Source organism: Streptomyces sp. SAI-127, from assembly GCF_029894425.1.
Taxonomy (GTDB): Bacteria; Actinomycetota; Actinomycetes; order Streptomycetales; family Streptomycetaceae; genus Streptomyces.
Genome location: NZ_JARXYJ010000001.1, coordinates 3936135 through 3956718, shown reverse-complemented (window position 1 = coordinate 3956718; position 20584 = coordinate 3936135). Strand labels below are relative to the sequence as shown.

13 protein-coding genes are annotated in these 20584 nt (G+C 69.6%); 7 read left to right on the top strand and 6 right to left on the bottom strand.

Translation table 11 applies throughout. The features are described from left to right. Nucleotides 1-17 precede the first annotated feature (17 nt). From M2157_RS17865 to M2157_RS17845, 5 genes are all read right to left on the bottom strand, one after another. Nucleotides 18-524 carry a cobalamin-dependent protein gene (locus M2157_RS17865; protein WP_280862768.1) on the bottom strand — a complete coding sequence of 169 codons (507 nt, stop codon included), beginning with the start codon at nt 522-524 and terminating at the stop codon, nt 18-20. Further along, a complete protein-coding gene (gene sbnB / locus M2157_RS17860; protein ID WP_280865707.1) occupies nt 518-1516 on the bottom strand; it encodes a 2,3-diaminopropionate biosynthesis protein SbnB in 999 nt (332 codons plus the stop codon). The genes M2157_RS17865 and sbnB overlap by 7 nt, the downstream gene beginning before the upstream one ends. After that, the gene (sbnA, locus tag M2157_RS17855) at nt 1509-2522 is read right to left on the bottom strand and encodes a 2,3-diaminopropionate biosynthesis protein SbnA (protein WP_280862766.1); all 1014 of its coding nucleotides are present in this window, start codon (nt 2520-2522) and stop codon (nt 1509-1511) included. The genes sbnB and sbnA overlap by 8 nt, the downstream gene beginning before the upstream one ends. Nucleotides 2523-2609: 87 nt before the next feature. Next, nucleotides 2610-10163, bottom strand: coding sequence for a non-ribosomal peptide synthetase (locus M2157_RS17850; RefSeq protein ID WP_280865706.1), 7554 nt, complete (start codon nt 10161-10163; stop codon nt 2610-2612). Nucleotides 10164-10199: 36 nt separating this feature from the next. Next, nucleotides 10200-10727: a phosphopantetheine-binding protein gene (locus M2157_RS17845; RefSeq protein ID WP_280862764.1), complete on the bottom strand. Its 528-nt coding sequence runs from the start codon at nt 10725-10727 to the stop codon at nt 10200-10202. Between the two features lie 187 nt (nt 10728-10914). On the opposite strand from M2157_RS17845, the gene M2157_RS17840 reads away from it, so the two are divergent. From M2157_RS17840 to M2157_RS17810, 7 genes are all read left to right on the top strand, one after another. Further along, nucleotides 10915-12180 (top strand): MFS transporter, encoded by a 1266-nt coding sequence (locus M2157_RS17840; RefSeq protein WP_348541831.1) that lies wholly within the window; start codon nt 10915-10917, stop codon nt 12178-12180. A gap of 98 nt (nt 12181-12278) precedes the next feature. Further along, nucleotides 12279-13001 (top strand): alpha/beta fold hydrolase, encoded by a 723-nt coding sequence (locus tag M2157_RS17835; protein ID WP_280862762.1) that lies wholly within the window; start codon nt 12279-12281, stop codon nt 12999-13001. A gap of 64 nt (nt 13002-13065) precedes the next feature. Then, nucleotides 13066-14319 (top strand): cytochrome P450, encoded by a 1254-nt coding sequence (locus M2157_RS17830; protein ID WP_280862761.1) that lies wholly within the window; start codon nt 13066-13068, stop codon nt 14317-14319. Nucleotides 14320-14424: 105 nt separating this feature from the next. Next, nucleotides 14425-14676 (top strand): phosphopantetheine-binding protein, encoded by a 252-nt coding sequence (locus M2157_RS17825; RefSeq protein ID WP_280862760.1) that lies wholly within the window; start codon nt 14425-14427, stop codon nt 14674-14676. A gap of 3 nt (nt 14677-14679) precedes the next feature. Next, nucleotides 14680-15294, top strand: a complete 615-nt coding sequence (locus tag M2157_RS17820) for a hypothetical protein (protein WP_280865705.1) — start codon at nt 14680-14682, stop codon at nt 15292-15294. Beyond that, on the top strand, nt 15254-16771 hold the full coding sequence (locus M2157_RS17815) for an amino acid adenylation domain-containing protein (protein WP_280865704.1): 1518 nt from the start codon (nt 15254-15256) through the stop codon (nt 16769-16771). Before M2157_RS17820 ends, M2157_RS17815 begins: the two co-directional genes overlap by 41 nt. A gap of 437 nt (nt 16772-17208) precedes the next feature. After that, on the top strand, nt 17209-20160 hold the full coding sequence (locus tag M2157_RS17810) for a BTAD domain-containing putative transcriptional regulator (RefSeq protein WP_280865703.1): 2952 nt from the start codon (nt 17209-17211) through the stop codon (nt 20158-20160). Nucleotides 20161-20174: 14 nt separating this feature from the next. Here M2157_RS17810 and M2157_RS17805 read toward each other — a convergent pair whose 3' ends face one another. After that, nucleotides 20175-20540, bottom strand: coding sequence for a hypothetical protein (locus M2157_RS17805; protein WP_280862757.1), 366 nt, complete (start codon nt 20538-20540; stop codon nt 20175-20177). Nucleotides 20541-20584: the final 44 nt, after the last annotated feature.

Sequence of the window (20584 nt, the reverse complement as noted above, 5' to 3'; positions counted from 1 at the left end):
GTGCGCCGCCGGCCCGGTCACAGGGCGACCCGCAGGGGCAGGTCACGTATCGACAGGGCCCGAACGAACGCCTGGAAGGACGGCACGCTCCCGGCGCTGTCGTCGAAGACGGCGTCGAACCCGGCGGCCAGCAAGGCGTCGTGCGCGTCGTCCCCGAGACCGGCGCTGATGCCGAGCTTCCCGCCGATCACCGCGGTGATGCCGCGCAGCGCGGGCTCGGCGCGCAGGGCCCACACGGCCCGCGTCCCGTCCTGGTGCCCGTGGCCGTTGACGCTGGAAATGACCACCAGGTCGGGTTGGTGGCGCAGGCACTCGTCCACCAGCAGTTCCTCGGGTACGCAGGCTCCGATGTTGTGCACCCGGTGGCCCGCTTCTTCCAGCAGTAGTTGCAGGAAGACGAGGTTCCAGGTGTGGGCGTCGGAGGCGGTTCCGGACACCAGGACGCGGAGCCGGGCCCGCTTCCCGGCCGGGCCGCGGCGTCGCGGGGAGCCGGGTGCAGTCGCCCGCGTGCTCGCCGTCACCATCGCCGGGTCTCCCCGAAGAAGTCCGGCAGGCGGGTCAGGCGGCCCTCGGTCTCAGCCCGCCGATAGAGGTGGTACCCGACGGCGAGATCCAGGACGCCCAGGCCGAAGGGGGAGAAGACGGTGTGGCGCGCCGGGTCGGTCAGTACGTTGCCCCGCATTACCTGGGCGAGTGTCCCTGTGACGAAGTCCCGGTGGCCGGCGAGTTGTTCGGCCAGATGGGGCGAGGTGTCGGCCTTCAGGCAGTGGTCGACGTCGTCGAGGACGTTGTTGGCGGTCAGCAGCAGCTCGGGGGCCAGGTCCCGCAGGGAGATGTTGAGGATCAGCTGCCCCGGGCGGAACGTCCGGGTCGGCGGTATGTGCGGGCTGAGCGCGGTGGTCGCCAGGACGACCAGGTCGCTGTCGAGGGCCTCGTCCACCCCGGTGCTGCGGGCTTCGGCGCCGCATTCCTCCCCCAGCCACGTGCGCAGTGCGGTGGACGAGGCGTCGTCGATGTCGTGGCAGCGCACGTCGGTCAGCGGCGTCTGGGTGGCGTGCAGGTACCGGGCGATGGTGCGGGCGATGACTCCTCCGCCGAGGAAGCCCACGGACGCCGGCGGGGTGGCGGCCAGGACGCCGGCGGCCAGGGCGGCGGACGCGGCGGTGCGTGCGGCGCTGATGCCGGCGGCCTCCAGCAGCGCGAAGGGGTAGCCGGTGGTGTAGTCGTTGAGCACCAGCACGGCCGAGGCCCGGGGCAGCCCGGAGCCGACGTTGCCGGGGAAGCTGGATATCCACTTGATGCCGGCGATGTCCGCTTCGCCGCCGAGGTAGGCAGGCAGGGCGATGATGCGCGAGTCCGGCTTGTCGGGGAAACGCAGGAAGTAGCTGTCCGGGTTGACGCTGTCACCGGACTCGTGGGCCAGGTACGCGTCGCGCACGCACTCCACGACGTCCTTCTCGTGGCCCGCCAGCAGTGCGGTGATGTCTTTGCCGCTCAAGGTCGAGAAATCAGGCATGTTCAGTTTCCAGGAGAGTCGGGAGGTATTCGGCCGCGTCGAGGTCGGGCCCGGCCGTCAGGGCCGAGGCGCCGTAACGTTCGACGACCCATTGGTCGTTGTAGATCGTGTCGAGGTATGCGTCGCCCATGTCGGGCGAGATCGTCAGGACCCGGCTGCCCGGCGCGATCGTGTGGCGCATCGCGGACACCGCGGACAGCACGCTGCCCGACGAACCGCCGAGCAGCAGCCCGTACTCGCGGGCGATCCTGCGGCAGGTGCGGATGGTGTCCGGTTCGGTGGCCAGCGTCTTGAGGAACGAGCCGTCGTCGACGAAGAGTTCGGGCCGACGACTGGCGCCGATCCCCGGGATGCGGCGCCGCCCCGACGGGAAGCCGAAGGTCACCGACCCGGCCGCGTCGACCGCGACCACCGTGGTAGGCGCTCCCAGCTCGCGTAGCCCCCGTACACAGCCCATCAAAGTGCCCGACGTGCCGGTGCCGACGAACAGCCAGTCGGGGAAACCGAACCCGTCGACGATCTCCCGCACGGTGTACTTGCGGTGGGCGTCGGCGTTCCCTGGGTTCGCGTACTGGTTGAGCCACACCAGCCGCGGGTCGGCGGCCGTGCGCTTCGTGATGTAGTCGATCCGCGTGTTGAGGTAACCACCGATGCTGTCGCGTTCGGTGACGGTGACCACTTCGGCGCCGAGGGCCCGGATGAAGCGCACCGTCCGCTCGTTGGTGTTGGGGTCGATCACCAGGGTGATGTGGTAGCCGCGGGTCGCGCAGATCGACGCGAGAGCCACCCCCAGGTTCCCCGAGGTGGATTCGATGATCCTGCTGCCCGGACCGATTCTGCCCTGGGCCTCGGCGCTGCGGATCATCTCCCGTGCGGGCTTGACCTTGATCGACCCGGCTGGATTCAGGCCCTCCAGTTTGAGGTAGGTGGTGAACGTCGGCTGGTATCCCGGCAGTTCCAGGAACTGGTCACTGGCCAGGACGTCACAGGCCCTGTCGTGGATCATTCGGCCTCCACTCGTGTGCGGCGTACGCCGCGATGTCGGCTAAGAGGTGTGGGCGCCGCCTGGCGCCCGCGGCGGTTGACAGCGCGTTCAGCCGACGGGGGGCAGGAAACCGCTGTTGACGAAGTGACGGAAGTAGAGATCCAGGAGGTCGGCGTCCACCGGCGGGCAGACGATGTTGGAACCGGTCAGGCCGCGCTCGGTGTGCTCCCGGGAGAACTCGGGGCCGACCGACCCGGCGGACTCGCTCATCCCGCTGTTCAGCACGGCCACGGCCGGCACGGAACTGTCGGCGTCGGGCGGGGTGTCCGCGGCCCGCTCGGCGAGCAGGGCCGTCCATTGCTGGTACGGCACCGGCTGTACCCTGTATCCGAGGGCCCGAGCACGGTCCAGGACCGCGTGGATGTGGGTAGCGCGGGGGTTGAGGAGGCTGAATGCCCTGCCGTCCGGTTCCTCGTGGAAGACCAGGTGCAGCAGCGCGTCGACCACGTGGTCGACCGGCACGAGGTTCTCCTCCAGGCCCGACCAGGCGCCGGTGGCCGCGTCCGGCGCCGCCCCCAGTTCGATGCACGCCCGCACGTAGTGCCAGAAAGCGTCCTGCTGGCCGACGGCACCGGTCCGGGAGTGGCCGGCGATCCGCCCCGGTCGGTAGACGGACGTCGGGATCCCCCGGCGCAGCGCCTCCTGCGCCATGCGCTCCGCCACCCATTTGGTGCGCACGTAGCCGCTGCTGCCGAGTTCCGACGCGGGGGTCTGCCAGTCCTCCGGCAGAACGTCCGGCCCACTGGGCTGCGGCACCAGGGTGGAGATCGTCGACACGTAGTGCACGGGCACCACCCGGTGCTGGGCGGCGAGCCGGTACACCTCGTGGGTACCGCCGACGTTGGCGGCCTTCAGTCGCTCGTACGGATCCATCAGGTTCACCCGCGCGCCGTTGTGGACGACGGCGTCGACCTGCTCGGCCAGGGCGTCGAAGGTTTGCGGGGCGAGCCCCAGCAGCGGCCGTTCCAGGTCACCGGGCAGCGCGGTGACACGCACCCCGAAGTCGTCGCTCCGCAGGCCGTACCCGGTCAGGGCGTCGTGCAGCCGCTGCCGGGCTCCGGCTTCGTCGTCCGCCCGCACCAGGCACGACACATGGATCTCGGCATCGCGGTCGAGCAGGCTCCGCAGAAGGAAGGAACCCAGGAATCCAGTGGCGCCGGTGAGCAGCACATGCCGGGGCGGGGCGGGTTCGTACGGCTTGCTGTCGGTGGTCGCGACGGCGGCTTCCAGCCGGGCGTCGTCGGCGAGGTCACCGGTCGCGTCCGGCTCCGGGCCCTCGGCCACCCGGTCCAGCGCGGCGCACAGCCCCGCGACGGTGCGTCGTTCGAAGACCGCCGTGAGCGGCAGGTCCACACCGAGTCGCTGCCGCACGCCGCGCACCAGACGGATCGTGAGCAGGGAGTGGCCGCCCAGCTCGAAGAAGTTGTCGTCGATTCCGACACCGCTCACCCCGAGGACCTCTTCGAACAGGGCGCACAGGGCCTTCTCGCGTTCGGTGCGCGGCAGCCGCCCGACCGGCTTGACGGTGAAGTCGGGAGTCGGCAGCGCCTTGCGGTCCAGCTTCCCGTTCGCGCTGAGCGGGAAGGCGTCCATGGGGATGAGGACGGCCGGCACCATCGCCTCGGTGAGGACTTCCGCCAGCCGTGCCCGCACCGCCGCGGGATCGGCACCGCCGACGTAGTGGGCCACCAGCACCTTGTGGTGGCCGGGTCCCGGCGCGGCGGTGACCACGGCGTCGCGAACCCCGTCGAGGGTGCGCAGCGTGTGCTCGACCTCGCCCGGTTCGATGCGCTGCCCGCGGATCTTGACCTGGTGGTCACGCCGGCCGAGGAACTCCAGCATCCCGTCCCGCCGGTGTCTGACCACGTCTCCGGTGCGGTACATGCGGCGCCCCGGCTCGGGGGTGAACGGGTCGGCGACGAACGTGCCGGCGGTACGTCCCGGGTCCCCCAGATAGCCGTCGCCCACGACCAGGCCGCCGACGTACAGCTCGCCGGGAATCCCGGAGGGTGCCGGCTGCAGGTGGTCGTCGAGGACGTAGAGCCTGCTGCCCCGCACGGCCCGGCCGATCGGTGTGCGGGAGGTGGCCGGCAGGGTGCCCGGCCCGATCAGCGCGTGGGTGACGTCGTCGGAGCACTCGGTGGGCCCGTAGCAGTTCACCAGGGGAGTGCCGGGGAACCGGGCGAGCCACCGCTCGCACAACGCGGCCGGCAGGGCCTCTCCGGTGACCGCGAGGCGGCGCAGTGGCAGGTCGCGGGGGGCGTCGCCGCCCGCGTCCCAGTCATCGAGTGCGGCCTGCAGCAGGCTGGGCACGATCTGCAGCACCGTGAGCTGTTCGTCCCGGACCAGCCGGAACAGGGCACGGGGGTCCTTGGCCACGTCGTCGGACACGGCGCGCGTGGTACCGCCGAAGATCAGGGGGACGAACATCTGCCAGATGGAGATGTCGAAGGTCAGGGGGGCGGTGGAGGCGATGGTGTCGGCACCGGTCACGCCGAGCGCCTCGGCTTCGCAGAACAGGTTGTTCAGCATGCCGCGCCGGTTGACGAGGGCGCCCTTGGGACGGCCGGTCGAGCCGGAGGTGAAGATGACGTAGGCGCGGTCGTCCGGCCCCCCGGCGACCGGCACAAGGTCGTCCAGGTCATCCGTCTCCTCGCCCATCACGAGGACCTGTACGGGGTGCGGACAAGCCGCGGCCAGCTGCCTGGCGGTCTGCTCGTGGGAGGTATCCGCCAGCAGGTGGCGTGCACGGGTGTCCGCCAGCAGGGCGGCGCTACGCGCTAGTGGGGCGTGGGCGTCCAGCGGCAGGTAGACGCTGCCGGTGGTGAGGCCGGCCAAAACGGCGCTCACCACTCCGGCTCCGCGGTCCGCCAGAACAGCGAGGGTGTCGCCATGTCCCGCCCCGTGCGCGCCGAGGGTGCGTGCGAGCCTGCTGGCCCGGCCGACGAGGGTCCGATAGTCGGTGGACCGGCCTTGCTCGACGACCGCTGTCGCCAGCGGGTCGGCGGCGGCGTGCCTCCTGATCCGCTCAACGACGCCGAGTTCGAGGTCGGCGGGCTGGGGCCGGTAGTCGCCGGTGGCAAGCCGGCGGTGTTCGTCGTCGGCGAGGAGCGGCAGCCGGCTGACGGGCGTGTCGGGCGAGGCCGCGGCTGCCGACAGGAGGCGCGACAGCCACTCGCCGATGCGCTCCACGGTGTCGTGGTCGAAGAGGTCGGTGGCGTAGACGAGTTGTGCCGTCAGCCCGGCTCCCGCACCGGGCTCGCCGACCTGGACGAACTCGAAGTCCAGGTCGAACTTGGCGGTACCGGTCTCGTAGGGCTCGAAAGACCACTCCAGGCCGTCGGGGTTGCGGTGGGACTCGTTGTTGTGCAGTTCCACCATGACCTGGAAGAGGGGGTGGCGGGAGAGTGACCGAGTGGGGTTGAGGTGTTCCACGAGCCGCTCGAAGGGCAGGTCCTGATGAGCGAAGGCGGCCAAATCCGTCTCCCGTGCCCGTGCGACCACCTCCCGGAACGAAGGATCGCCGGACACGTCGGTGCGCAGCACCAGTGAGTTCACGAAGAACCCGACCAGCTCATCCAGAGCATCATCCGTACGACCGGCGACCACGGTCCCCAACGGAATGTCCGAGCCCGCCCCCAGCCGCGACAGGAGCACCGCGACCGCCGACTGCAACACCATGAACAAGGTCGCCCCGGACGCCCGGGCCACCTCCAGCAGCCCTGCATGCACGCCCGCCGGTATCTCCAACTCCACACAACCACCGCGGAAATCGGCCACCGCCGACCGCGCCCGGTCCGTCGGGAGACTCAACTCCTCCGGCGCATCCCGCAGCGCCCGCGACCAGAACGCCAACTGCCGACCCGCCAGACTCTCCGGATCCGACGCCTCCCCCAGCAACTCCCGCTGCCAGAGCGCATAGTCCGCATACTGAACCGGCAACTCCGGCCATCCCGGGGCACACCCCGCCACCCGCGCCCCGTAGGCCACACCCACATCCCGCAGCAACGGAACCAACGACCAGCCGTCCGACGCGATGTGATGCAGCACCAACACCAACACCGACTCGTCCGGGCCCGTCACCAACAACCGGGCCCGAACCGGAATCTCACACGACAGATCGAAACACCGACTCGCCACCTCACCGACCAGACCACCGACCTCGTCCGGCCCGCACTCCCTCACCTCCCAGTCCAGACGGAACTCACCCTCACCCAGAACCCGCTGCACCGGCACGCCGCCCACCTCGGGAAACACCGTCCGCAGACTCTCGTGCCGCCCCACCACATCAACCAACGCGCACTCCAGCGCACCCACATCCACCCGCCCCGAAAGACGAAGCACCAACGGCGCGTTGTACGCACTCCCGGTGGACTCCACACCGTTCAAAAACCACAAACGCTGCTGAGCAAAAGAGAGCGGAACGCTCTCGGGGCGGCCGAGAGCCTGTAGTGGCGTGCGGGCTGGGCCGGCGGCCGCGAGGCAGGGGGAGAGACGGGCGACACTGGAGGCGTCGAACAGGTCGGCCAGGCTCACCTCGGCCCCCATAACGGTCCGGATGCGGCTGACCAGGCGGGTGGCGAGCAGGGAGTGCCCGCCCAGGTCGAAGAAGTCGTCGTCGACGGTGACCGAGGGCACGCCCAGCACCTCGGCGAAGAGCGAGCACAGTACCTCTTCGCGGGCGTCGCGGGGGGCGCGGCCGCCTGCGGAGGCGTAAACGGGGGCAGGCAAGGCGCGCCGGTCGAGTTTGCCGTTGGCTGTGAGCGGCACGGTGGCGATCACGACGCAGGCGGCCGGGACCATGTGGTCCGGGAGGGTGGTGGTGAGGTCCGCGCGCACCTCTGCGGGCACCGGCGGGGAGGCGTCGTTCGCTGGGGTGATGTAGGCGACCAGGCGCTTGTCACCTGGGCGGTCCTCGCGCACCACGACAACCGCGCGGGCCACGTCCGGCCTGCGGGTGAGGACGGCCTCGACCTCACCGGGCTCGACGCGGAAGCCGCGCAGTTTGACCTGGTCGTCGGCCCGTCCGACGAACTCCAGGTCGCCACGGGCGTTCCAGCGAACCAGGTCGCCGGTACGGTACATGCGGTCGCCCGGTTCCCCGAACGGGCACGCGACGAAGCGCTCCGCGGTCAGCGCGGGCCGGCCACTGTAGCCGTGCGCCAGGCCGGTGCCTGCCAGGTACAGCTCGCCGACCGAGCCGCGGGGCAGCAGGTGCAGTCGTTCGTCGAGGACGTAGGCGCGTTTGCCCGCCAGTGGAACCCCGATCGGGATGGACGAGCCTTCGGCGTCGGCTGGGGTGATCTCGTGCGCAGTGGTGAAGCCCATGCTCTCCACCGGCCCGTAGCCGTTGGTCAGAGCGGGGGCGCCGGGCATGCGCAGGGCGGCGGCGGCATGTCGCGGCGAGGCGGCCTCCCCGCCGGGCATGCAGCGGCGAACAGTGGCGACGACCTCGGGGAACTCGTCGACGAGATGGTTGAAGAGACTGGAGGAGATCTCCAGCACGGTGACTCCGTGTTCGGCGACGAGGGCGGCCACCGTGGCGGGGTCGGGCTTCTGCCCCGGGTGGAGCACGCACACGGCCCCGGTCAGCAGGGGGTAGAACAGTTCCGTGTTGAAGGCGTCCCAGGAGACGGGAGCGCACTGCAGCCACACCTGTTGGTCGTCGAATTCGGCGAAGTGCTGTTCCAGGACGGTGGTGGTGAGCGCGCGGTGCGGTGCGGTGACGCCCTTGGGGGATCCGGTGGAGCCGGAGGTGAACATCACGCACAGGGTGTCCTCGGGGTCCGAGGGCAGGCCGAGGTCGGTGGCCGCCAGGGCGGCGACGGCCGAGGCGTCTTCGTCCAGGACGATCTCGATGCCGGTGTGAGTGAGTCTGCCGGCCCGGGCGCCGGTGGTGATCACGCCGACGGCAGCGGCCTGAGCGAGAATGCCCTCGAGTCGCGCCGTGGGATGGTCGACGTCGAGCATGGTGTAGGCGGCGCCTGCCTTGGTGACGGCGAGCAGGGACACGACCATGTCCACGCTGCGTTCGATGTGGACGCCGATGACGTCGCCGCGGCGCACTCCCCGGTCGTGCAGGTGGCGGGCGAGGCGGTTGGCCCGCTCGTTGAGCTCCATGTAGCTGACGGTGTGGTTCCCGAAGACCAGAGCAGTGCGGTGGGGAGTGTCGGCGGCCTGCCGCTCGAATGAGTGGTGAACGCAGTTGGCGGCTGGCCGTACGGCGGCGGCGCCACTCAGTTCGTGCAACAGCTCGTGGCGTTCGGCTGCGGAGAGCAGGTCGATGGTGCCGACAGAGGTGTCGGGTTCGGTCGCCACGGCCGTCAGCAGGCGGACCAGACGCCGCCCGAGGGAGTCGGCGTTCGCGTAGTCGAAGAGGCTGACGAGGTACTCGACTTCGAGGGCCAGCCCGGCGGGTGCGCCGTCGGAGCCGGTGCGTTCGTGGAACGCGAACATGAGGTCGTTCTTCGCGGTGCCGGTGACGACCTTCTCCTGGCGGACCTCGACACCGGGCAGGTCCAGGTGCGCACCGGCGTTGTTCTGGAGGAGCACCATGACCTGGAAGAGGGGGTGGCGGGAGAGTGACCGAGTGGGGTTGAGGTGTTCCACGAGCCGCTCGAAGGGCAGGTCCTGATGAGCGAAGGCGGCCAAATCCGTCTCCCGTGCCCGTGCGACCACCTCCCGGAACGAAGGATCGCCGGACACGTCGGTGCGCAGCACCAGTGAGTTCACGAAGAACCCGACCAGCTCATCCAGAGCATCATCCGTACGACCGGCGACCACGGTCCCCAACGGAATGTCCGAGCCCGCCCCCAGCCGCGACAGGAGCACCGCGACCGCCGACTGCAACACCATGAACAAGGTCGCCCCGGACGCCCGGGCCACCTCCAGCAGCCCTGCATGCACGCCCGCCGGTATCTCCAACTCCACACAACCACCGCGGAAATCGGCCACCGCCGACCGCGCCCGGTCCGTCGGGAGACTCAACTCCTCCGGCGCATCCCGCAGCGCCCGCGACCAGAACGCCAACTGCCGACCCGCCAGACTCTCCGGATCCGACGCCTCCCCCAGCAACTCCCGCTGCCAGAGCGCATAGTCCGCATACTGAACCGGCAACTCCGGCCATCCCGGGGCACACCCCGCCACCCGCGCCCCGTAGGCCACACCCACATCCCGCAGCAACGGAACCAACGACCAGCCGTCCGACGCGATGTGATGCAGCACCAACACCAACACCGACTCGTCCGGGCCCGTCACCAACAACCGGGCCCGAACCGGAATCTCACACGACAGATCGAAACACCGACTCGCCACCTCACCGACCAGACCACCGACCTCGTCCGGCCCGCACTCCCTCACCTCCCAGTCCAGACGGAACTCACCCTCACCCAGAACCCGCTGCACCGGCACGCCGCCCACCTCGGGAAACACCGTCCGCAGACTCTCGTGCCGCCCCACCACATCAACCAACGCGCACTCCAGCGCACCCACATCCACCCGCCCCGAAAGACGAAGCACCAACGGCGCGTTGTACGCACTCCCGGTGGACTCCACACCGTTCAAAAACCACAAACGCTGCTGAGCAAAAGACAAGGCGACCATGGGGACCGGTACTCCAATTCCAGGCAAGCGGGACGACTACGGACGACGGGCGAGCTTCGGGCGGGCCGGCACGGCCGGGGCCTGGTGAATACGGGCCTGCAGACCTTCGACAGTGGGGTGATCGAAGATGTCGGACATCTCGACGGCGCGGCCGAAGGTGCTCCTGATGCGGCCCCACAGCCGGATGGCGAGGAGCGACTGACCGCCCAGGTCGAAGAAGCTGTCGTCGTCCGTCACCGTCGGGCGGTTCAGGACTTCGGCGAACAGCGCGCGCAGGGTCTCCCTCCGGGACGGCGGGGCGGGCACGGCGGCCAGGTCAACGCCCGCGCCGGAGGTCATCGGCAGTACCGGCAGCCGGACGAACACCGGCGGCTCCGCGTCAACGGGGAGTGCGGCTGCGGTGGCCCTAGAAAGCTCGGCGTCGGTGACGGCAGGGCCGCTCGTGTCGGGCACCACATAGCCGACGATCCGGTGCCCGCCGTCCGGGTCCGGGTATTCGGCTGCGGCGGCCGCGACAATTCCCGGGCATTCTCCCAATGCCTTTTCCATATCTGAGAGATTCATTTCCCTCCCTCTCCACGATTCGCTTTCCGACCTTAGGCGAGTGCGGCACCACAGTTCGGCAATCACTCCAGCAGTCCACAGGCAGTTCCCCGGCATTACGTGTCGAAGGGCGCCGCAACGGCCGCATACTGACGCCGAGACGGAACAGCAGGCTACGAATCCGAGTGGAGTTCCCGTGAGTGATGTGATGGCGCCGCAAGGAGCACCACCTCAGAGGCGGCCGAAGCCGGTCTGGACGCACCGGAACTTCATGCTGCTGTGGGCCGGTCAGACGGCCAGTGAGATGGGCACACGCGTGTCGAACATCGCGTTGCCGCTCCTCGCGGTCACCACTTTGCATGCGTCGGCATTCCAGGTCTCGCTGATCACCGCGTTCACTTGGCTGCCGTACGTGTTCTTCGCCCTACCGGCCGGGGTGATAACCGACCGGGTCCGCACACGCCGCTTGATGGTCTGGTGCGACATCCTGCGCACCGTGCTGGTCGCGTCGATCCCGGCGAGCGCGCTGTGGTGGCGGCCTTCGCTCGGCTATCTGTACGTTGTGGTGGCGGCCTGCGGCGTCCTGACGGTGTTCTTCAATGTCGCCTACCGGGCCCTTCTGCCCTCACTCGTCGACGAGGATCAACTGATCTCCGCCAACGGCAAGATGGGCATGTCCCAGTCGCTGGCCGAGCTGGCGGGGCCGGCCGTGGGTGGTCTGCTCACCGGGGTGCTGGGGGCGCTGCGGACGATGTGGGTGGACGCTTCGTCGTTCCTGTTGAGCGTGGCCACCCTGGTGATGATCAAGACCCGGGACCCGCGAACCGAACCGGGCCCTCCGGCGGAGCGGCAGTCGTTCCGCAAGCAGGTGAGCGAGGGGCTGCGGTACGTCCTGAAACATCCGATCCTGTCCCGGCTGCTGCTGTGCAGCAGCACCTCCAACTTCTTCGTCATGGGGATGTCGGGCATCGAGATCGTGTACTTGGTGAAGGGGCTGCATGCATCGCCAATGGTGGTCGGCCTGGTCTTCAGTGTCGGCACCGTCGGTGGCCTGATCACCGGGATGCTGGCGTCGCGGATCTCCGAGCGGGTCGGTACCGCCCGGGTGATCTGGCTTTCCATGGTCGTCCCCGGCCCGCTGTATCTGTTGATTCCGCTCTCGTTCCCCGGCTGGGGCATCGTGCTGTACGCGCTCGGCCTCACCGCTTTCTCCGCGAACGCCGTGCTCTACAACGCGGCGGAGTCCTCGTACCGGCAGCGAGTCTGCCCGCCGGAGATGCGCGGCCGGATGAGTGCCTCGATGCTTTGGATCGCCTACGGGACCATCCCGCTCGGAGCCCTCTTCGGAGGTGCCCTCGCGTCCTGGATCGGCATGCGGCCGGCCCTGGTGGTCTTCGCCCTGGGCATGTGGGCTGCCTCGCTTTTCGTGGTCTTCTCCCCGCTGCGCGGTCTGCGCGACATCCCGACGACCTGAGCGCCGTACGGCACCGCCTGAAACGCGAAGCTCCGCACTGCGGGGCCCGGCCCAGTCGGCCCTCGCGCACCGGCGCTGTGGCGCCAGAAAGGTCCACCATGAACCCCACCACCTTGATCTGCCTTCCGTTCGCCGGCGCCGGGGCGTCCTTCTACCGCAAATGGGCCCCGCTGGCGGCAGAAGGACTGACCCTGCTGCCCGTACAACTCCCCGGCCGAGAGGAGCGGTTCACCGAAACCCCCTTCACCGAAGTCGGCGCCGCGATGGACGAGGCGTGTCCATGGGTGTGCGACCGGCTCGACGACGACGCGCGAGTCGCCCTGTTCGGGCACAGTCTCGGTGCCGAACTCGCCCATGAGCTGACCCGTCGTCTGGTGGCACGCGGGGTGCGCGTCACCAGGCTGTTCGTCAGCGGTGCTCACGCTCCCCGGGGCCGCTCGGTGGAGCGGATCAGCGCCCTGGACGACGCGGGCTTCGTCGCAGGGCTGCGCCGGGTCGCCGGCTTCAGCCACCCGGCCATGAACGACCCGGAGATGCTGGAGATCATGCTGCCCCTCCTGCGTGCGGACTCCCAGATGCACGAGGAATACCGCTCCCGTCACCCCGACCTGCTCAACGTGCCGGTCACCTCCCTGCGCGGTCGCGACGACACGTTGATCAGCGCCGCGGAGGCCGCTCGGTGGGCCGACGAGACCAGCGCGGGATTCGACTACGCGGAAATCGACGGCAGCCACATGTATCTGACGGATCACGCCCCCGACCTGCTGGCGGTGATCGCCGCCGCCCTCCAGACGGCCGACAGCGGGTCACCGGTCCACTGAGCACCGCAGGACCGCACCGGCGCCCACCACGTACGGCGCCGGCACCCCGACGAAAGGATGGGTCATGCTCGTAAAAGAGGCGGCCGTCTCCCGCTGCCCCTTCCGCCCCCCGACGACGGACCTGGTCGATCCGGTCCTCTACAGCAGCGGCGCCGCCCCCGCCGTCTGGCGCGACATGAGCACCTTGGACCGACTTCACTGGCAGCAGGTGGACGCAGACCGGGGCTTCTGGTCGGTCGTCACCTACGCCGAGGCCGACCAGGTCCTGCGGGACACAGACACGTTCACGTCCGAGCGCGGCACTCTGATCGACCTGCTCGGCACCGACGACCCGGCCGGCGGCCAGCAACTGGCCGTCACCGACCCACCGCTGCACACCCGCCGGCAGGCCCGGCTGAAGCGTGCGTTGACCAACAAGGCGGTGGACCAGCAGCGCGAGACGATCCGCTCGTTGGTGTTGGAACTGCTTGAACCGCTGGGCGAGGGCGGGGTGTTCGACTTCGGCCGAGCCATGATGGCCATGCCCATGTGGGTCACCGGCACCATGATGGGTCTGCCGCGCTCCGACTGGGAGTGGCTGACCCGTATCACCACTATGTGCATCGCCGCCGACGATCCGGAGTACCAGGATCCTGACGGCAAGGACGCCACCCTGAAGAAGGCACATCTGGAGCTGTTCTGCTACTTCCAGGACGTGGTCGGCCACCGCCGCGATCATCTCGGCGATGACCTGCTGAGCGTGCTGATGTCGACCCGGTTCGAGGGCCGCACGATGTCGCCGGGCGAGGTCATCTCCAACTGCTACAGCCTCCTGCTGGGTGCCAACGTCACCACGCCGCACGCACCGACCTTCGTCATGGCCGAACTGCCGGGCAGCGGAGTGCTGGAGGACTGGGCCCGCCATCCGGAGCTGAACAAGAGCGCGTACGAGGAGGCGCTGCGCTGGGCGTCGCCGGTCAATCACGTCATGCGCTACGCGACGAGCGACACCGTCCTGCGCGGCACACCGGTCGCAGCGGGCGAAGCCGTCGTGGTGTGGCTGGGCGGTGCGAACCGGGACGAGCGGGTCTTCGCCGACGCGCACACCTTCGACATCCGCCGCCGACCCAACAAGCACCTGGCCTTCGGCATCGGACCGCACTACTGCGTGGGCCACAGCGTCGCCCGGGTGACCCTGGGCATCCTCTTCGAGGAACTGCTCGGGCGCTACGAGAACTTCGCACTCGCCGCACGGCCCGAGCGGCTGATCTCCACATTCGCCTCCGGGTACAAGCACGTCCCCGTTACCGCGCGTCGTCGGTCGAACCCGGCGCGCTGATCGGCGCGACCCACTGGCGCCGTGGCCCACCCCTCATTCCCTCACGTCCCCTGCTCGGCCGCCCCGCCCGGCGCGGGAACGGCCCGTTCCCCTTGGAGGAAACCCATGCCGGACAACACCCTCACCGCCCCGGCCGACCTCGAACTGCTTCGCTCGCTGTGGCGGGAGGTTCTGGAGATCGAGGAGATGGCCGACGACCTCAACTTCTTCGACGCGGGAGGCGACTCCCTGCGCCTGGTGGCGCTCGTGGAACGCATCCGGCAGGAGACCGGACTGCGGGTACGCACCATGGACGTTCTCCAGGCCGCGACTGTCCGCGGACAGGCGGACCTGCTCGCGGGCCTGGCGAGGAGCTGACCCATGGCTCCCCACGACGACAGCGCCGAGCCACTGCTGCGAGTGTCCTTCAGCCTTGGCCCGGACACCGGCGCCCTACTGGAAGAACGTGCCGGCAAGCTCGGCGTCCGACCGCTCGCTCCGCTGCTGGCCGCCGCCGCCCTCACCCTCGGCCGGTGGACGGGCGCCACCGTTCTGCGGGCTCAGGTGTCGGCCGACGGCGCGCAGGAGCCGGCGGCAGGGCCGGACGAGGCGCTCGACATCGAGACAACCGGCTTCCTGAACACGGATGACTTCCTGTTGTCTCTGGACGCGGCGGCCGTCCGTCTTCCCGACCCGGCGGGCGGTCCCGTCCGCCTGGCGTTCGCGCCACAAGGCGGAGTCGTCCTCTGCCTGGCCGTCGACCTGTCCGACCCGGCGTTTCCCGGCACCGCAGAGGGCAGCGGACCGCAGTGGAGCGACGAGGACCTGGCCGACCTCGTAGCGGACATCCGCTGCGCAGCCGCCGACCTGGCGGTCTCCTCCGGCCGGCTGGAGGACATACGGTGTGTCGCGCCCGCACGGCGTGGCCGGCCGGCCGCCGGCCGACCGCTCCGGTATGCGGTTCCCGAGAGCCTCCCTCGACGCGCTCTTCCGTGAGGTGGCGGCACGCACTCCGGACGCCCCGGCCGTGCGGGACGAGACGGCGCAGCTGACATACGCTCAGCTCGCCGCAGCCGCTGCCCAGCAGGCGCGGCGATTGCGCGAGGCGGGGGTCGGTCCGGGGGACCGGGTGCTGATCGGTCTGGACCGGTCGGTCGCCGAGGTGGTGGCTGTCCTGGGCACCGTTTGGGCGGGCGCCGCGTATGTGGGCGTCGACCTAGGTGTACCCGCCGCGCATCTGGCCCGTATCACGGGCCGGTGCGCACCCGCCGCCGTGCTGGCGGGGCACAGGGCCGCCGCGCACCCGGCCCTCGAGGATGTGCCGGCGGTGGAGACCTGGAGCCCGCTGTGGGAGTCCTCGCCAGTTCCCGGGACCGAACCCGCCGCCTCCGATCCGGAACGGCTCGCCTATGTCGCCTTCACGTCCGGCTCCACCGGTGAACCGAAGGGGGTGTGCGTCCCTCATCGTGCGGTGACCCGCCTCGTCCACGGCGGGGAGGTCGCGCTCCTCGGCTCGGGCGACCGGATGCTGCGGCTGGCGCCGCTGGCCTTCGATGCCTCCACCTTGGAATTGTGGGCCGCGCTCCTGTCGGGGGCTGCTCTGGAGGTCTACCCCCCGGGCATTCCCGCACCGTCCGACCTGGGCGACTTCCTGCTGGAGCGGGACGTGACGGTCGCCTGGCTGACCGCCGGGCTCTTCCGGCTGGTCGTCGAGTTCGCCCCCGGGAGTCTGGGCGGCCTGCGACAGTTGCTGACCGGCGGGGACGTGGTGCCGCACGAACATGTGGCCCGCCTGCTGGCCAAGTACCCGGGCCTGACCGTCACCAATGGCTACGGGCCGACCGAGAACACCACCTTCACCACCACCTTCTCGTTGACCGGGCCGCAGGATGTCGCGGGACCGCTGCCGATCGGTGCCCCGGTGCCCGGCACCAGCGTCCATGTGCTCGGCCCGGATGGAAAGCGGGTGCCGCCGGGCGCCGTCGGCGAACTGCACACAGGCGGTGAGGGACTGGCTGTCGGGTACTTGGAAGACGAGGCGGAGACGGCCCGCCGCTTCGGGTACTTCTGTCCCGAGCTTCCCGAGCGCCTCTACCGCACCGGGGATCTGGTTCGCCTCGACCCGCACGGCCGCCTGCTGTTCCTGGGCCGAAGCGACGATCAGGTGAAACTGCGGGGCTATCGGGTCGAGCCCGCAGAGGTCGGTGCGGTCGCGGCAGCCCACCCCGGGGTGCAGGACGCGTTCGTTTTCGCCACCGCGACCGCCACCGACGGTGCGAACCGGCGTCTGGTCGCCGCCCTGGTGCCCGCGGACGGCGCCAGGGTGGACCCCCGCCAGGTGCAGGCCGCGCTCGCGGAACGGCTGCCCGGTTACATGGTCCCGGCGCTGTGGGCAGTGGTGGACCGACTGCCGGTGACACCCAACGGAAAGGTGGACCGGGCTGCCCTTACGGCGCACGCCGTACCGGTGTGATGACCTCGCTCCTGGCGCCGACGCCTGTTGATACCGGCGCGCGAGTTTGGCGGTGGCGGTTGCTCACCCCGGCAGCCGTCCATCGCCTGTTCCGCGAAGCCGGGCCTCCGGTTGCCGCAGGCCCCTGAGGGTATGGTTGCCGCACTGTGAAGGGCATGAGTATTGTTTCGCAGTTGAATTGTTGAGGGATCATGCGCGGAAGGCCAGCGGCGACGGGGAGGGGATGAACGATTCTTCGGTTCAATGTCCTCGGCCCTCTGGAGGTATGGGCGGGTGACGCTCGGCTCGACCTGGCCGGACTGATCCAACGCCGTGTCCTTGGCACCCTTCTGCTGGAGGCCGGCAAGGTCATTTCCGTCTCCCGACTGGTCGAGGCCGGTTGGCCCGGGGACCCACCGGCGACAGCGGCGCACCAGATACGAAAGGCCGTCGCCGACTTGCGCCGCCGTATCCCTGGCATCGGCCCGCTTCTGGCCACCGACGGCCCGGGCTATGCGCTGGTCATTGACGAGGACCAACTCGATCTGGGGCGTTTCGACGCCCAGGTGCGAAAGGCCAGGACGGCGCACGAGACACAGGGGCCGCGCGAAGCGGTGGAACTGCTGCACGCCGCGTTGGAATTGTGGCGCGGTCCGGTCCTGTCCGGTTTGGAAGGTTCCGTCATCGACGGCGCCGTCATGGCCGTCGAGGACCGTCGGCTCACCGCCCTGGAGAAGTACTACGACCTGCGACTCGATCTCGGTGAGGCCGCCGAGCTTGTCAGTGACCTGCGCGGATATGTAGGCCTGCACCCTTACCAGGAGGGCTTCTGGGGGCAGTTGATGCTCGCGCTGTACCGTTCCGGGCGGCGCGCCGAGGCGCTGGCGGAGTACGGCAGGGTACGCGAGCAACTCGCCGAGGAACTCGGCATCGATCCCGGACCGCAGTTGATACGTGTCTATGAGGCGATCCTCGTCGAGACCCCGGAAGCGGCCGGTCCCGCATTCGCCAGGCCAGCCGTGCCCGTGCCGCCGGCCCCCGAGCCAGTGGCCGCGCCGGGCGTCCCCCGCACCCTGCCGTGCGACGTCGCCGACTTCGTCGGCCGGGACTCGGAGCTCCAGTTACTGCTTGCCGACGCCAGGCGCAGGGACCGGGGCACCCGCGTTGTCGCCATCGACGGCATGGGCGGTGTCGGCAAGACCTCTCTGGCGGTACGCGCCGCTTACCAGCTGTGCGCGGACTACCCGGACGGACAGCTCTACATCGACCTGCGCGGCTACTCCCCGCAGGAGCGTCCCATCGGCATCGACACCGCCTTGGAAGTCCTCCTGTGCGCGCTCGGCGTGCCCCGCGACCGCATCCCAGACGACGTGGCCGAACGCACCGCCCTGTGGCACGCCACCCTGGCCGGGAAGCAGGTACTCCTCCTGCTCGACAATGCCGTCGACCAGTCAGTGGTCAGCCGGTTGCTGCCCAACTCTCACGGCTGTCTGGTGTTGGTCACCAGCCGGGCCCGGCTGACGGATCTTGACGGCGCCGAGTGGGTGCATGTCGACGTGATGCCACCCGGCGAGAGTGAGGCCCTCGTCGCGGAACTCCTGGGCGCTCAACGCATCGACACCGAACCGGAGGCCGCCGGTGAATTGGCCAGACTCTGCGGCCACCTGCCGCTGGCGATCCGCATAGCCACAGCCCGCCTGAGCAACCGTCCCCGCTGGTCGGTGCGTTACCTGGTGGAACGGCTGTCAGACGAGGGCCGCAAACTCGACGAGCTCAGCTCCGGCGAGCGAGGCGTCGCCGGTACCCTCCGGCTGTCTTACCAGGTGCTGTCCGCCGACTGCCGCGCGACGTTCCGGGCGCTCTCCCTGCACCCGGGCCGCGACGTCGACGTCCACTCCACGGCGGCTCTGCTCGGTCTGAGCACCCGGGAGGCCGAGACCCACCTGGAGAAGTTGCTCGATGCCCATCTCGTACAGCAGCCCGACGTGGATCTGTATGCATTCCACGATCTCGTGCGTAGCTACGCGCGCAGCATGTGCGGCCAACAGCCCAGGGAGAGCAGGGGCGCCGCAGTGGAACGGCTGCTCTCCTACTACCTGACGGCCACGGAGACCGCCTGCGAAACGATCTTCCCCGGACGGAGTTCTCGTATCACCGGACTGCACGCTTCCCCCGCCCTCCTGCCACGCCTTACAGGGGTCGACGAGGCACACGCCTGGTTCTCCCGTGAGCTGATCACACTCCTGTCCACCGTCGAACTGGCCGCGGACATGGGCTATGACCGGCACGCGGTGTGGCTGGCCCGCAATGTCGCCTTCTATTCCAATGCCCAAGGGAACCTGCACGAGTTCGCAGCACTGGGCCGTGTCGCGGTCGCCGCCGCTCGTCGTCTGGACGACCCCAAGCTGCTCGGCATGAGCCTGTCCAACCTCAGCGTGGCCTGCTGGAAGCTCGGCCTGCAGGACGAGGGCATTGCAGCGGTCGAGGAGGCGCTGGAATTGGCCGTAGCGCATGCCGACCGGCACACCCAGGCACACGGCGAAGCCACGCTGGGTCTCTATGCCAGCCTGCAGGGACGCTTCGAGAAGGCCCTGGCCCATCTGCGGGCGGCCATCGCCCTCGAACGCGACCTGGGCTCCCCGCGTGCCGAGGCCGAGAGCCTCACTGTCCTCAGCGCCCTCTATGAGAAGTGGGGGATGTTCACGGAGGCTGCGGAGAGCGCCGAGCGGGCCGTGTCACTGGTACGCAGGCTGGGCCAACACGAGACGGCTCTGGTGGCGCTGACCGACCTTGCCCTGGCCCACACCGGTCTGGGGCGGTACGCCACCGCTGAGCAACACCTCGCCGAGGCACGCGACCTATGCGGCGATGACAGAGAACCGGGCCAGGTCGCGGTCACTCTGGCCCTGTCCGCGGAGCTGGCCTACCGACGTGGCGAAACCGAACGCGCCTCAGCCTTCGCCGACCGGGCGTTGGCCCTGAGCGGACTGAGTGCTTCACCGCTGCGCCGGGCCAGGGTGGAGAGCATGCTGGGCGCGGTGTGGGAGCACAGGCAGGACTACACCACAGCCCTGCAGCTGCACACCCGGGCCCTCGAGACCGCTCGCTCCTTCGGATATCGAGTGGAGGAGGCGTACGCGCTGGCCGGCATGGCGCGGGTCGCCGTACTTCTCGGCGACGCTGAGGTCGCCGCCGGTCACCGGTCGGCCGCCGACGGACTGTTCGCGGAACTGAAGATACCGGTGGCCCGACGCCCCGCCACCGAACCAGTCGTGGTTCATGCCCTGAGCACGGTGTCGTCGTTCTCCCCGGCGCCACCCGCATGCGACGCACTGGCCGGCTCCGGTGCCGTTGTCGGTTACGACACCGTGCGGGACGCCGCTCGTGAGACAGGAGCTGTACCGCGGTAGCCGAGTCACCCCTCCTACTGCTCGCCGAGGCCGGAGTCCTCGCCTCCCTGCACTCGACAGGCCATGATCCGGGGCCCGGCAGCGGTCAGGGCAATCTCGGTGGTGGTGCTCCCGGACTCGTGCCCCATCAGGTCCAGCAGGGCGCGCACGGCCGAGCGTACGCAGGCCGCTTGCTCCTCGGAGTACGCCGACAGCCCATTCCGGCCTCGTACGGCGGTGATGGCGGTCACCTCGTGGATGCCGTTGATGGTCTGGGTGTTGACACGCAGCGGCGCTGCCGCGAGGAAGTGATCAGTGTTGTGCGTCGGGGACTGTCCAGGCCAGTCGGCGACGGCGTGCACTTCCTCAAGAAGGCTGTGCCATGTTTCCGCTTCGCTCATGGGATCGAAGGGAGTTCCCACCGGGTGCTGCTCCTCACTGGTGA